General features: G+C 70.0%; 12 protein-coding genes. 4 read left to right on the forward strand and 8 right to left on the reverse strand.

The window, feature by feature from the left end:
- Positions 1-7: 7 nt before the first annotated feature.
- The 4 genes from E5843_RS10550 to E5843_RS10565 all read right to left on the reverse strand — a co-directional run bounded on the left by E5843_RS10550 (position 8) and on the right by E5843_RS10565 (position 4,223).
- The gene (locus tag E5843_RS10550; RefSeq protein ID WP_141065979.1) at positions 8-1,648 is read right to left on the reverse strand and encodes a serine hydrolase; all 1,641 of its coding nucleotides are present in this window, start codon (positions 1,646-1,648) and stop codon (positions 8-10) included.
- A 20-nt stretch (positions 1,649-1,668) separates the two neighbouring features.
- Positions 1,669-2,283 carry a hypothetical protein gene (locus E5843_RS10555; RefSeq protein ID WP_136412616.1) on the reverse strand — a complete coding sequence of 205 codons (615 nt, stop codon included), beginning with the start codon at positions 2,281-2,283 and terminating at the stop codon, positions 1,669-1,671.
- 1 nt (position 2,284) lies between these two features.
- Complete coding sequence (locus tag E5843_RS10560; protein ID WP_136412617.1) at positions 2,285-2,761, reverse strand: RNA polymerase sigma factor; 477 nt, start codon at positions 2,759-2,761, stop codon at positions 2,285-2,287.
- Between the two features lie 214 nt (positions 2,762-2,975).
- Positions 2,976-4,223: a formimidoylglutamate deiminase gene (locus tag E5843_RS10565; RefSeq protein ID WP_136412618.1), complete on the reverse strand. Its 1,248-nt coding sequence runs from the start codon at positions 4,221-4,223 to the stop codon at positions 2,976-2,978.
- A gap of 62 nt (positions 4,224-4,285) precedes the next feature.
- On the opposite strand from E5843_RS10565, the gene E5843_RS10570 reads away from it, so the two are divergent.
- From E5843_RS10570 to E5843_RS10580, 3 genes are read left to right on the forward strand one after another with little or no spacing between them, the layout of a single operon-like run.
- Positions 4,286-4,465 carry a hypothetical protein gene (locus E5843_RS10570; protein ID WP_136412619.1) on the forward strand — a complete coding sequence of 60 codons (180 nt, stop codon included), beginning with the start codon at positions 4,286-4,288 and terminating at the stop codon, positions 4,463-4,465.
- Positions 4,455-5,717, forward strand: a complete 1,263-nt coding sequence (gene hutI, locus E5843_RS10575) for an imidazolonepropionase (RefSeq protein WP_425480745.1) — start codon at positions 4,455-4,457, stop codon at positions 5,715-5,717. Before E5843_RS10570 ends, hutI begins: the two co-directional genes overlap by 11 nt.
- Positions 5,714-6,922 carry a dipeptidase gene (locus tag E5843_RS10580; RefSeq protein WP_136412620.1) on the forward strand — a complete coding sequence of 403 codons (1,209 nt, stop codon included), beginning with the start codon at positions 5,714-5,716 and terminating at the stop codon, positions 6,920-6,922. The genes hutI and E5843_RS10580 overlap by 4 nt, the downstream gene beginning before the upstream one ends.
- 652 nt (positions 6,923-7,574) lie before the next feature.
- Here the strand turns inward: E5843_RS10580 and E5843_RS10585 are convergent.
- Entirely contained in the window at positions 7,575-7,748 is a 174-nt protein-coding gene (locus E5843_RS10585; RefSeq protein ID WP_100322062.1) for a 30S ribosomal protein THX, read from the reverse strand.
- 67 nt (positions 7,749-7,815) lie between these two features.
- Complete coding sequence (locus E5843_RS10590; RefSeq protein WP_134673923.1) at positions 7,816-8,220, reverse strand: MerC domain-containing protein; 405 nt, start codon at positions 8,218-8,220, stop codon at positions 7,816-7,818.
- Between the two features lie 75 nt (positions 8,221-8,295).
- Between E5843_RS10590 and E5843_RS10595 the strand changes: the two genes are divergently transcribed.
- Positions 8,296-10,494: a TonB-dependent receptor gene (locus E5843_RS10595; RefSeq protein ID WP_136412621.1), complete on the forward strand. Its 2,199-nt coding sequence runs from the start codon at positions 8,296-8,298 to the stop codon at positions 10,492-10,494.
- A 42-nt stretch (positions 10,495-10,536) separates the two neighbouring features.
- Here the strand turns inward: E5843_RS10595 and E5843_RS10600 are convergent, their stop codons facing one another.
- Complete coding sequence (locus E5843_RS10600) at positions 10,537-11,034, reverse strand: transcriptional repressor (RefSeq protein ID WP_134673925.1); 498 nt, start codon at positions 11,032-11,034, stop codon at positions 10,537-10,539.
- 50 nt (positions 11,035-11,084) lie between these two features.
- Positions 11,085-12,491 (reverse strand): glutamate--tRNA ligase, encoded by a 1,407-nt coding sequence (gene gltX / locus E5843_RS10605; protein ID WP_134673926.1) that lies wholly within the window; start codon positions 12,489-12,491, stop codon positions 11,085-11,087.
- Between the last annotated feature and the right edge of the window lie 41 nt (positions 12,492-12,532).

Here is a 12,532-nt window from a genome sequence, read left to right on the forward strand (position 1 = left end):
CGCCGCACTAGCGCCGTTCGCCACGCATGACATTGCCGCCCTGGTGCAGTTCCAATCCGACCACGGCACCGTCGGATGCGCGCTGGAAACGGATCTCGATGCCGAACGCGGGCGCGGCGAAGACGTCGGCCGCCGCCGTCGCCTCGAGCGCGAATTCGCCCTGGCCGGTGGCCTGTGCATACAGGCCGCCATCGCGTTCGCGCACGTCCAGCTCGAAGCCCGGCATCAGCGGATAGGTGCCTGCATATCCGCGCAGTACCTCCACGGCCGGCATCGGTTGCGACACGGCGTCCGGATCCAGCGGCCGCGCCCGCAGCGCGCCCCCGCCCTGCACCCAGACGAAGCCGTAGCGCCCGTCCGCGCCGCGCTGCGGGCGCAGCACCGCATCCACCTCGTGCAGGTGGAATTCGCCGGCGTCGTCGTAGCCCAGCGCCAGTTCCGGTTGCCCGGCTGCCTGCACCCGCAGCGTGTCGTCCCGCCGCGACAGCCGCAACGTTCCGGCGCCTTCGAGCAGGTAGTCGCCGGCCAGCGCATCCAGAAGTTCCGACGGCGGCTGTGCCGGACGCCGCGGGGTGCCGGGCGACGCCTCGACACCGAGCAGATGCATGCCGAGCTGCCTCAGGCCGCCCATGGTGTGCAGCGCTGTATCCGACAGCAGCACTACCGCCTGTCCGCCCTCGCGATCGAAGGCAACGAGCGAGGAGAAGCCGCCGGTGCCGCCCTCGTGACCGTGCACGCGGCGGTCGCCATGGTTGCCGATCATCCAGTTCATCGCGACGCCATCGCGCACCGGCTGCTGCGTGCGCGCCAGCGTTGCCGCGACCGGTCCATCGACCTGCCCGAGCTGTGCCTGCGCGTAGCGGACCATGTCATCGAGGGTGGCGCGCACGCCGCCGACGCCGGCCATGTCGACCGGGAACGTCCACCCCTTGGTGGGCTGCCTGCCCGGCAGGTGGCCCTGGACCGCCCGCACGCCATCGGGCACCTGCCGGATGTGCGCATCGCGCATCGCCAACGGTGCCAACAGCTCACGCTGCAGCAGCGATTCGAAATCGATCCCGGCCTGCCGTGCCAGCCCCCACGACAGCACCATCGAGGCGAAGTTGGAATACGCGAACTGCGTGCCCGGCGCCTGCGCCAGACGTACGTCCGCGAGCGAGCCGAGCAACGCGTCCTCATCCAGTGCGGCATAGGGATCGGCTGGATCGGTGACGCGCATCCGCGACGGCAGTGCCGGCAGGCCGGAGGTGTGGGTGACCACATGCCGCAGCAGGATCGGCTGGCCTTCGAAACCGGGCACCGCGGTGCCGGCCGGCAACAGGCTGGCCAAGGGATCGTCGAGCGACACCTCGCCGCGCTCGATCAGCGTCGCCAGCAGTGCAGCGGTCATGGTCTTGGTCACCGAGCCGATCTCGAAGGCCGCGCGGCCTTCGATGCGTGACCGCCGTGCGGGATCGGTGCACCCGTGCGCACGTACGACGCGCGGGCCGTCGATCACCGCAGCGGCAATGCACGCGCCGCTGCGATCGCCTTCCAGCCGCTGTGCAAGGGCACGCTCGAGACCGGCCTGGTCGATGGCGTGTGCGTTGGCACTGACCGTGATCAGCGCAAGTGCGAGCGAGGCATGTACATGGCGAAAGCGTTGCATCCGGGTTCCTCCTTGAATGGTCACGGTGACGGGCGCGATGTCGGGACCTGTTCCGCGTCGACGGCCAGTGTTTCGATCTGCTGTTGCAACTCGTCCGCATGGCGGCGGAAGCGGGTGCGGGCCACGCTGCGGCTCCACCAGGCGATGGCGACGCCGAGCGCCACGCAGATGCCTATATACCCCAGTGCGCCAGGCGTCGGCCCGGACGCCGCAAGCGTCATTCCGGCGAGGCCGACCATGGCGGGCGCGACGTACCACAGCCAGGCACGTTCCAGCATCCGTGCCTGCGCGAGGGCGAGGTCACGACGACACTGCAGGTGCTGCAGCAATGGCAGGCCTGGATCGGCCTGCAGCGAGGGCGCGCGGCCGCGACGCAGCCACACCGGGACCGAGATCGCCCACGCCACCAGCCACGCGGCGAACATCACCTCGAGCCAGGCACCGGCACGTACCGCGACCACACCGATCGCAGTGAACGCGAGGCCCACCACCACGGCCGCGACCGTCTCGATGCGGTCGCGGCTGCGCACCTGCCGTGCCAGCGCCTCGTCGCGATGGCGCAGGGCATCGATCGCGATCGCGCCCTGTTCCGCCGGCTGCTGCCGCCACTCGTTGCGGATCCGATCCCAGTCCATCTCAGTCCTCCAGGAAACGGGTTTCAAAGGCCTGCCGCAGCCGCGTCATGCGGATCGCCACCGCGTTGGGGGTCAGCCCGAGCACATCGGCGATCTGCTCGCGCGGCAGGCCCTCCAGGTCGAGCAGCAGCACGCTGCGCGCTAGCGGGTCGAGCCCGGCCAGGAAGGCATCCAGCACGTCCAGCGGGTCACCGGGCTGGCCGCTGTCACCGCGTTCGGCGATCTCCTCCAGCGGGCGGTGCGGTGGCCGCGGCCTGCGCACGTGGCTGAGCGCGGTGTTGAGCGCGACCCGGTACACCCAGGTCGATTGCTGCGCACGTCCATCGAAGCTGCCGAAGCTGCGCCACAGCTGCAGGCACATCTCCTGCAGCAGGTCCTGCCAGTCGTCGACGCCGGCATAGCGCCGCGCCAGCCGCACCAGTGCAGGGCGGCTTTGCTCCAGCATCCGCGGGAACCCGCTTTCGGGATCGGTGTGCACCAGCAGGCTGCTCTTCGATGGGCTCGAAAGGATTAGTTGCGCAGGCGGGCGGGAATTTTCAGGGCTTGCCGGAAAAAGCCGAGGCGTCGCTATCCGCACAGCGCGCCCGGGATGCCCCGCCTGGTCGGTTCATTGGCGTGGCTTCAACCGATACGGCAATCGAAGCACCGCCGTTCCCGTTTCAGGACCTTGCGGTGACCGACGCGACACGGCCCTAATCCGCCAGCAACGTCCGCATCGCGCGACGGTAGTCCTCGGCGATGGTTTCGGCCTGCAGATGGCGACCGTCGGCCACCAGGCGGCGATCGCCGATACGGGTCTCGCGCACCAGCGGGCGGTTGCCGCTGAAGATCCAGCGGTCGGCGAGATCATCGGCGTCCGCACCCGCCAGCACCGGGGCATCCGCGTCGAGCAGCAGCCATTCGTCGTCGGCATCGAACCCGGTGGCGCGATCGCCATCCAGCGCACCGGCCAGCAGGGTCTGGCCGACGCTGTCGAACGCACCGGTGGCGACGGTTCGACGACGGCCCGCAAGCCGCTGGCCGTATTCCAGCCAGCGCAACTCCTCCACCGGTGATACCGAGATATGCGAATCGGAGCCGATGCCCCAGCGTCCACCGGCATCCAGGTAGGCGCGCAGCGGGAACAGGCCGTCACCGAGGTTGGCCTCGGTGGTGGGGCACAACGCAACGGTCGCGCGGCTGCGCGCCAGACGCACGGTTTCGTCGGCGTCGAGATGGGTGGCATGGACTAGCGTCCAGTGCGCATCCACGGGTGCATTGGCCAGCAACCACTCCACCGGGCGCGCGCCGCGCACGGCCAGGCAATCCTCGACCTCGCCGACCTGCTCGGCGATATGGATATGCACCGGCGTGCGCGCCGGCAGCGCGGCCAGCACCTCGCGCATGGCGGCCTCGGGCACCGCGCGCAGGCTGTGCAGTGCGACGCCCACCTGCAGTTCATCGCAATCGCGCGCGCGCAGCGTCTCGAACAGGCGCAGGTATGCATCGACGTCATGGCCGAATCGCGCCTGCCGTGGCGACAGCGCGCGCCCGTCGAAGCCGCCGGTCATGTACAGCACCGGCAGCAGGGTCAGGCGGATGCCGGTCTCGCGCGCCGCCGCCACCAGCGCCAGCGACATCTCGGCGGGATCGTCGTAGGCCCTGCCGTCGGGGCGATGGTGGACATAGTGGAACTCGCACACGCGGGTGTAGCCGGCTTCCAGCATCTCGGCGTAGAGCTGCGCGGCCACTGCGTGCAGGGTGTCCGGCGTCATCCGCGCGGCGAAGCGGTACATCGTCTCGCGCCAGGTCCAGAACGAATCATGCGCGCCATCTCCGGTGCTGGTGCGACGCTCGGCCATGCCCGCCATCGCACGCTGGAACGCGTGCGAATGCAGGTTGGAAAGGCCGGGCACGCGCCAGCCGCCGGGCTCGCGGGAGATGTTCAGCGCTCGGGACATCGGCAGGCTCGCGGGGGCATCGGGAGAATGCGCTAGGCTACCTGCTCGTTCAGTTGTCCTGCATGCACATGGTCGAATCGCTGGTGGTCCTGGGTGCGCTGGTGCTCGGCCTCGCCGTCATCCTGCTCATCGCGCGCGAACGCCTGCGTGGCCCGGGCGCGCGTCGCAGCCGTCGCGGGGAAGCGCGGCAGTCGCCTGACGAAGCAACCGGCAACGATGAGCGAGGCACCGATGGGCGCTGACCGCTGGGACGGGCTGATCGTCGGCCCCACCCTGGTGACCCTGGCCGACGACACCGGTTACGGCCTGGTCGCCGACGGTGCGCTGGGCTGGAGAGACGGCGTGCTCACCTACGTCGGCCCCGCCAGCGGCTTGCCGGCCCCGCCGGAAACGCTGGCCCACGAAGTCACGGACGCCGACGGCTGCATCACCCCGGGCCTGGTCGATTGCCACACGCACCTGGTGTTTGCCGGCAACCGCGCGGGCGAGTTCGAACAGCGCCTGCAGGGCGCGAGTTACGAGGAGATCGCCCGCAGCGGCGGCGGCATCCTGTCCAGCGTGCGCGCCGTGCGCGAGGCCGACGGGGACACGCTGCTCGCGCAGTCGCTGCCGCGCGCGCGGGCGCTGGTCGCCGATGGCGTGAGCACGCTGGAGATCAAGTCCGGCTACGGGCTCGACCTCGACAACGAACGCAAGATGCTGCGCGTCGCGCGACGGCTCGGCGAAGCGCTCGGCATCAGCGTGCGCACCACCTACCTGGCGGCGCATGCGCTGCCGCCGGAATATGCCGGCCGCGCCGATGCCTATATCGACGCCACCATCGAGTGGCTGCCGCAACTCCACGCCGAGGGCCTGGTCGATGCGGTGGACGCGTTCGCGGAGCGCATCGGCTTCGACGCGACCCAGACGCGACGCCTGTTCGCATCCGCACGCGCACTCGGACTGCCGGTGAAGCTGCATGCCGACCAGCTCAGCGACGGCGATGGCGCAGCGCTGGTGGCGGAGTTCGGCGGGCTCTCCGCAGACCACGTCGAACACACCTCCGGCGCCGGCGTCGCCGCGATGGCCGCTGCCGGCACCGTGGCAGTGCTGCTGCCGGGCGCATTCCATGTGCTGCGCGAAACCCGGTTGCCGCCGCTGGACGCATTCCGCGCCGCCGGCGTGCCGATGGCGGTGGCTACCGACTGCAACCCGGGGACGTCGCCGCTGCTGTCGCTGGGCCAGGCGATGCAGCTGGCGTGCACGCATTTCCGCCTGACGCCCGAGGAAGCCCTGCGCGGCGCGACCGTCAACGCTGCACGTGCGCTCGGCCTCGATGACCGCGGCCGGCTGCGTGCCGGGCTGCGCGCCGACTTCGTGCACTGGGACGTGCGTGAGCCTGCAGAACTCTGTTACTGGCTCGGCGGCCGGCTCGCGCGCGCCGTGCATGCCGGCGGCCGGCCTGTCGCCACCCGCACCGACGATCCCGCACCCGCCCTGGAGGCTGTTCCATGATGCGTACCGCCCTGCTCCGCTCCGCCATCGTCCTGGCCCTGGCCTGCGCGGCAACCGCCGCCGCACAGCCTCCGGAAGCGGCACGCCGCCTGGCGCAGGACGCAGTGATCGTCGATACCCATATCGATGCGCCCGGCATCCTCGTCGGCGACTGGGCGGATCTTGGCCAGGCGGTGCCCGGACGCGAGTTCGACTATCCCCGCGCGCGCGAAGGCGGGCTGGATGTCGCCTTCATGGCGATCTACACCTCGGCCGCGCGCGACGAGGACGGCAGCGCACGACAGGTGGCGCATCAGCAGATCGACGCGGTCGAAGCGCTGGCCGCGCGCCATCCGGACAGGTTCGCGCTGCTCACCTCGCCCGGCGACGTCGAGCGCCTGCGCGCGGGCGGCCGCGTGCTGCTGGCGCTCGGCATGGAGAACGGCGGCCCGATCGGCGACGACCTCGCCGAGCTGGAGCGCTTCCACCAGCGTGGCGTGCGCTACATCACCCTCGCCCACAGCGGCAACAATCGCATCGCCGATTCGTCGTACACGCTGGAGAAGCGCTGGAACGGCCTGAGCCCGTTCGGCCGCGAGGTGATCGCGGAGATGAACCGGCTGGGCATCATGGTCGACGTCTCGCACATCTCGGACGCCGCCACCGCGCAGGCGGTGGAACTGAGCCGGGTGCCGGTGATCGCCAGCCACTCGGCGCTGCGCCACTTCACGCCGGACTTCGAGCGCAACCTCAGCGACGAGCTGGCGAAGGCGATCGCGGCGAAGGGCGGCGTCATCCAGATCCCGTTCGGCAACGCCTTCGTCAATCCGCAGGCGGCGGCGAACACGCAGGCCTACTTCCGCGCCATCGGCGAGTTCGACCGCCGCAACAACGAACGTGCCGCGGCCGGCGAGCCGCTGGAGGACCGCCGGGCGTTCGTTGCGAAGTGGGATGCGGAGCACCCGTCACCGCCGACCGCGATCGACGCGGTGCTCGACCAGATCGACCATGCGGTGAAGCTGGTGGGCATCGACCATGTCGGCATCGGCTCCGACTTCGACGGCGTCGACGGCAACCTGCCCGAAGGGCTGAAGAGCGTCGCCGACTTCCCGAACTTCATCGCCGGCCTGCAGGCGCGCGGCTATGCCGACACCGACATCCGCAAGATCCTCGGCGGCAATTTCCTGCGCGTGTGGGCGGAGATCGAGGCTGGCGCGGAGCGCTGAGCCGGGCACCGCGCAAGCGGCCTCTTTCGCGCACGGTCGAATCTGCTGAAGGAGTGCAGGAGTACCGTCGGTTTCCCGGCTGGCTTCGGTGGAATTCGCGCCGCCCGCCGCACGCCCCGGGGGATGTGCTCCCCCGGCCGGAGTCCGCGTCCAGCTACCACGGCCGGCCGCCGGCCATCCATGGCCGGCTGGGAGCACATCCCCCGAGGCGCGCGACTGGCTCAGGCGTCCGCAGGCTCCGGTACGAAGAGCACAGCCGGTGCCGCCGGGGTCGAACGCAACCGTTTTGGACGTTGATCTTCATCCCGACGCGACGACAGGTTGGTGCCCGCCGCGGCCGCAGGGGGATGTCCAGAGCCGGCCAGGGATGGCCGGTGGCCGGTGGCCGGATGTGGTAGCAGGAAGCGGAGATATCCGGCTGGGCATCCCGCTGCGGCCGCGGCGGGCGCCTTGGGCTTCGAAACCGCCTTACGACAACAGCCGGTCAGAGTCAGTAACCGCGTGGACGCAAACGCGGAAGACATCCGACTGACGTCCCCTTTCGTCCGCTGCGGACAGCGCGGACTCCGCAGATTCGCTCCCGGACCAGATCACCAGACACGAAAAAGCCCGCGCGATGGCGGGCTTCTCCACTCTGCCGCGGCGGCGGATATCACGCCTTGGCGACGGTCTTCTTGGCGACCTTCTTGGCCGGCGCCTTCACCACGGTCTTCTTCGCGACCGGCGCGGCGGCGGTGGCCGCGGCCCGGGTTGCCGCCTTGCGGGCGTTGCCGTAGCTGGAAATGTAGCGCTTGCCCTTGAGGGTCTTGCGATCGCCCTTGCCCATCGTCTAACTCCTGAATTCTGTGCCGGGATTGCGCGGCGCCGGTCGGCGCGCGGGACCGCAAATGCTATCACGCAGTGGTCGGCTGACTGCGCGCGTGGGTGAGCCGCAGGTTGACGAAGTGGGCAGCGGCAAGCAGCAGGCCACCGGTCGTCATCACCACCACGTGGGTCATCGAATGGTCGTGCAGGCGGGTGAATGCGCCGACCCACACCAGCGCCAGGCCGGGCACCAGCAGCAGCCATGCATGGAATGCGCGGTGGCGGCGCCAGCCCAGGGTCAGGGTGGTCGCGCCCAGCAGGGTGGCGAACACCACGAAGGCCTGGTCGAAGTCGATCCAGCCACCCACGCCGAGACCCAGCGCGGGCAGCAACGCGAGCACCAGCGGCAGCGCGGCGCAATGCACCGCGCACAGCAACGAGGCGGCGAAGCCCACCCGGTCGGCGCGGGCAAGGGTGGTGTCTGGTGCGGCCATGTCTTCCGGGGGGTGTGGCGACTTACGTAACATTATAACATTCCTGTCCCGTCGCCCAGTCTAACCCAGCCCCCGATGATCGATCCGTGCGCTTCGACCCCCTCCCGCGTTGCCCTCGCCATTGCCCTTGCCCTGTCCGCCGGCGCCGTGAACGCGCAGAACAGCGCCCATCCCACGACCACCACGCTCGACGCGGTGCAGGTCACGGCGGTGCCGCTGGGCGGTGATGCCGAAGACCTCGCCCATCCCATCGAAGTCCTGCATGGCGAGGCGTTGGACGACCGCAAGTCCGGCAGCCTGGGCGAAACGGTAGCCTCGCTGCCGGGCGTGCAGAACGGATCCTTCGGCGCAGGGGTCGGCCGGCCGATCATCCGCGGCCAGGAAGGCCCGCGCGTGCAGGTGCTGGCCGGCGGGATCGGCAACATGGACGCCTCCACGGTCAGCGCCGACCACGCGGTCGGCATCGAGCCGTTCCTTGCCGACCAGATCGAGGTGCTCAAGGGCCCGGCAAACCTTCTCTACGGCAGCGGCGCGATCGGCGGCGCGGTCAACGTGGTCGACGGCCGCATCGCGCGCGACGTCCCCGACCGTCCGTTGAGCGGACGCGCCGAACTGCGCGCTGCCAGCGGCAACGACGAACGCGCCGGCATGTTCCGCCTCGATGGCGTCAGCGGCGACAACCTGGTGCTGCATGTGGACGGCGTGATCCGCAACAGCGGCGACATCGACATTCCGGGCCACGCGCAGCGCACGCACGATCACGACGGCCATCGGCACGACGAGCATGAGTCGGCCTACGGCAGCCTGCCCAACAGTGCGATCCGCACCCGCGCCGGCGCGTTGGGTGCGACCTGGCTTGGCGAGCGCGGCCACCTCGGTGTCGCGCTCAGCACCTATCGCACCAACTACGGGTTGCCCGAAGGTGCGCACGTGCACGCCGGCGACGACGACGGTCATGGCCACGACGATCACGGCCACGATCATGAGCATGGCGGCCACGACCATGACGCCGGCCACGGCCACGACCATGGTCCGGTCCGCATCGACCTCGCGCAGAACCGTCTCGACCTCAAGGGCGGCATCTACAACCCGGCGCCGTTCCTGTCCGCACTCAACCTGCGCGCGGCCCGCAGCGACTACGAACACGTCGAGCTCGAGGATGGCCTGGCCGCCACGCGTTTCGTCAATCGCGGCACCGAGACGCGGCTGGAAGCGGTGCAGAACGCCGTCAACGGCTGGCACGGCGCGTTCGGCCTGCAGCTGGGACATGGGAACTTCGAAGCGCAGGGCGCGGAAGCGTTCGTGCCGCCGAGCGTGTCCGACACCGTCGGCCTGTTCGTCGTGCAGGAAAAGGAGTTCGGGCCAGTGAAGCTGGAACTCGGTGGCCGCCACGAACGCGTGCAGATCGACTCGGCCACCGGCGTCTCGCGCCGCTTCGATGCCAGCAGCCTGTCCGGCGCGGCGATCTGGCACCTGTCCGGGGTGTTCGATCTGCGCGTCGGCGCCGACGTCTCCGAGCGCGCGCCGACCAACGAGGAACTGTTTGCCAACGGCGCGCATATCGCCACCGCTTCGCTGGAAATCGGCGACGCGGATCTCGACACCGAGCGCGGCCAGCGGCTGGAACTCGGCCTGCATGCGCATACCGGGCGGATCGAGGCCAAGGCGGCCGTGTACCAGACCAGGTTCGACGACTACACGTACCTGGCGGCGACCGGGGTGGTCGAAGACGGCCTGCCGGTGCGGCTGTGGACGCAGGGCGATGCCACGTTCCGCGGCGCCGAGGTCGAGGCGAAGCTGCACCTGTCCGAATCCGACGCCGGTGATTTCGACCTGCGCGTGTTCGGCGACATCGTGCGCGCGACGCTCGACGGCAGCGGCACCCGCGAAGTGCACTTCGACGTACCGCACGGCGAACACGCCCACCACTACCACGCCGACATCGCGCTCGGCGGCAACCTGCCGCGCATCGCACCCTCGCGCCTCGGCGCCGACCTCAACTGGACATCCGGTGGCTGGCGCGCGCATGCCGGCGCCGTGCGTTACATGAAGCAGGACCGCGTCGCCGCGGGCGAAGCACCAAGCCCCGGCTACACCCTCGTCAATGCCGGCATCGCCTGGCGCGCGGACGACCTCGAAGGCACGCAGTGGGAACTGTTCCTCGACGGCCGCAACCTCACCGACCGCGAGGCGCGCCCGCATACGTCGCTGCTGCGCGATATCGCACCGCTGCCGGGGCGCTCGATCGCCGGTGGGATCCGCATGTTCTTCTGACCGCGCGATGCCAGAGCCGCGGCCCTTCCCCGGACCGGCGGTTCAGTCGCCGGCCGTTTCCGCGCAGGCCGCGCACAGCCCGTGCACTTCCAGCGTCTGCGCCTGCGGCACGAAGCCCAGCGCACGGGCGCGGCCGTCGAGGGCCGCGACGACGGCCTCGTCCTCCAGCTCCACCGCGGCATGGCAGCGGTCGCAGATCAGGAACGGCACCGAATGCTGCGCGGTGCTCGGGTGGTGGCAGGCGACGAACGCATTGACCGACTGCAGCTTGTGGATGAAGCCGTTGGCGAGCAGGAAATCCAGCGCGCGGTAGACCGTCGGCGGCGCCGCCGCGCCGGGGCCACCGCCGTCGCGCACCTGGTCGAGCAGGTCATAGGCCTTGAGCGGCCTGCCGGCGTTGGCGATGAGGCCGAGCACATGCGCGCGGATCGGCGTCAGCCGCAGCCCGCGCTCGCTGCAGGCACGTTCGACCGCGCGTACGAACGCCGCGGCGTCGTCGACATGGTGCTGCGGATCCGTGCAGGCGTGGATGTGGTTCATCACACGATGATGGCCGCGGCCCGCATGCGACTCAAGGCGACGCCCGGGACTCAGCCTTCCGCCGGCACCATCGCGAGTGCTGCATCGATACGCCGCAGTGCCTCCTCGCGGCCTGCCAGATACACGGTATGGCCGATATCCGGGCTGACCTGGGTGCCGGTGATCGCGACCCGCATCGGCTGCGCGATCCTGCCCATGCCCAGGCCGAGCGACTCCGCGGTGGCGTGCAGCGCGGCGTTGATCGCGTCGACGTTCCAGCTGTCGAGCGCGGCCAGGCGTGCACGTGCATCGTCGAGCGCGGCGCGCGCGTCCGGCTTCAGGTGCTTGGCCACTGCCTTGTCGTCGTAGTCGGTCAATGGCCGGTACCAGACCGCCGCGCGCTCGGCCATTTCCGCAAGCGTCTGCACGCGGTCGCGCAGCGCGAGCACCACGTCCGCCGGCGCCGGGCCGGCGGCGAGGTCGTAACCGGCGTTGCGCAGGTGCCATTCCAGGTGTGCGGCCACGGCGTCCGGTGTGTCGCTCTTGAGGTACTGCTGGTTGAGCCAGCCGAGCTTGGCCATGTCGAGGCGCGAGGCCTTGGCGTTGACGTCGGCGAGGTCGAACAGCGACTTCATCGCGTCGATCGAGAACACTTCCTGGTCGCCATGCGACCAGCCCAGCCGCACGAGATAATTGAGCAGCGCATGCGGCAGGTAGCCGGCATCGCGGTACTGCATGACGTCGGCGGCGCCGGTGCGCTTGGAGAGCTTGGCGCCCTGTTCGTCGAGGATCATCGGCAGGTGCGAGAACGCCGGCACCGCTGCACCCAGCGCGCGGTAGATGTTGATCTGGCGCGGGGTGTTGTTGACGTGGTCGTCGCCGCGCACCACGTCGGTGATGCCCATGTCGATGTCGTCGACGACGACGGCGAAGTTGTAGGTCGGGTAGCCGTCCGGACGGAAGATCACCAGGTCGTCGAGTTCGCTGTTGGCGATCTCGATGCGGCCCTTGACCTTGTCGTCCCAGGCGACCACGCCGTCCTGCGGGTTCTTCAGGCGGATGACGCGGTTGGGATCGTCGCGGTAGGCAGCACCCTGCTCGCGGTAGGCGCCGTTGTAGCGCGGCTTGTCGCCGGCGGCCATCGCCGCCTCGCGCATCGCATCGAGCTCTTCCTTCGACTCGTAGGCGTAGTAGGCATGGCCGCTGGCCACCAGCTGCTCGGCGACCTCGCGATAGCGCTCCACGCGTGCGGTCTGGTAGATCGGGCCTTCGTCGTAGTCGAGCCCCAGCCAGTCCATCGCCTCGAGGATCGCGTCGATGGCCGCCTGGGTGCTGCGCTCGCGGTCGGTGTCCTCGATGCGCAGCACGAACTGCCCGCCGGCGCGGCGTGCGGCCAGCCAGCAGTACAGCGCGGTGCGTGCGCCGCCGATATGCAGGTAGCCGGTGGGACTGGGGGCGAAGCGGGTGCGGACGGTCATTGGAGGCAGGCTGTGATCCGGGAATCGGGCATTTTAGGCCA

The organism is Luteimonas yindakuii (genome assembly GCF_004803715.2).
Classification (GTDB): Bacteria; Pseudomonadota; Gammaproteobacteria; order Xanthomonadales; family Xanthomonadaceae; genus Luteimonas; species Luteimonas yindakuii.

Excerpts from the sequence above, each read along its gene's own strand:
- hutI (WP_425480745.1), top strand. The coding sequence starts at position 4,455 with ATGGGCGCTGACCGCTGGGACGGGCTGATCGTCGGCCCCACCCTGGTG.
- E5843_RS10550 (WP_141065979.1), bottom strand. The coding sequence starts at position 1,648 with ATGCAACGCTTTCGCCATGTACATGCCTCGCTCGCACTTGCGCTGATC.
- E5843_RS10595 (WP_136412621.1), top strand. The coding sequence starts at position 8,296 with ATGATCGATCCGTGCGCTTCGACCCCCTCCCGCGTTGCCCTCGCCATT.
- E5843_RS10555 (WP_136412616.1), bottom strand. The coding sequence starts at position 2,283 with ATGGACTGGGATCGGATCCGCAACGAGTGGCGGCAGCAGCCGGCGGAA.
- E5843_RS10590 (WP_134673923.1), bottom strand. The coding sequence starts at position 8,220 with ATGGCCGCACCAGACACCACCCTTGCCCGCGCCGACCGGGTGGGCTTC.
- E5843_RS10580 (WP_136412620.1), top strand. The coding sequence starts at position 5,714 with ATGATGCGTACCGCCCTGCTCCGCTCCGCCATCGTCCTGGCCCTGGCC.
- gltX (WP_134673926.1), bottom strand. The coding sequence starts at position 12,491 with ATGACCGTCCGCACCCGCTTCGCCCCCAGTCCCACCGGCTACCTGCAT.
- E5843_RS10585 (WP_100322062.1), bottom strand. The coding sequence starts at position 7,748 with ATGGGCAAGGGCGATCGCAAGACCCTCAAGGGCAAGCGCTACATTTCC.
- E5843_RS10565 (WP_136412618.1), bottom strand. The coding sequence starts at position 4,223 with ATGTCCCGAGCGCTGAACATCTCCCGCGAGCCCGGCGGCTGGCGCGTG.
- E5843_RS10570 (WP_136412619.1), top strand. The coding sequence starts at position 4,286 with ATGCACATGGTCGAATCGCTGGTGGTCCTGGGTGCGCTGGTGCTCGGC.
- E5843_RS10600 (WP_134673925.1), bottom strand. The coding sequence starts at position 11,034 with ATGAACCACATCCACGCCTGCACGGATCCGCAGCACCATGTCGACGAC.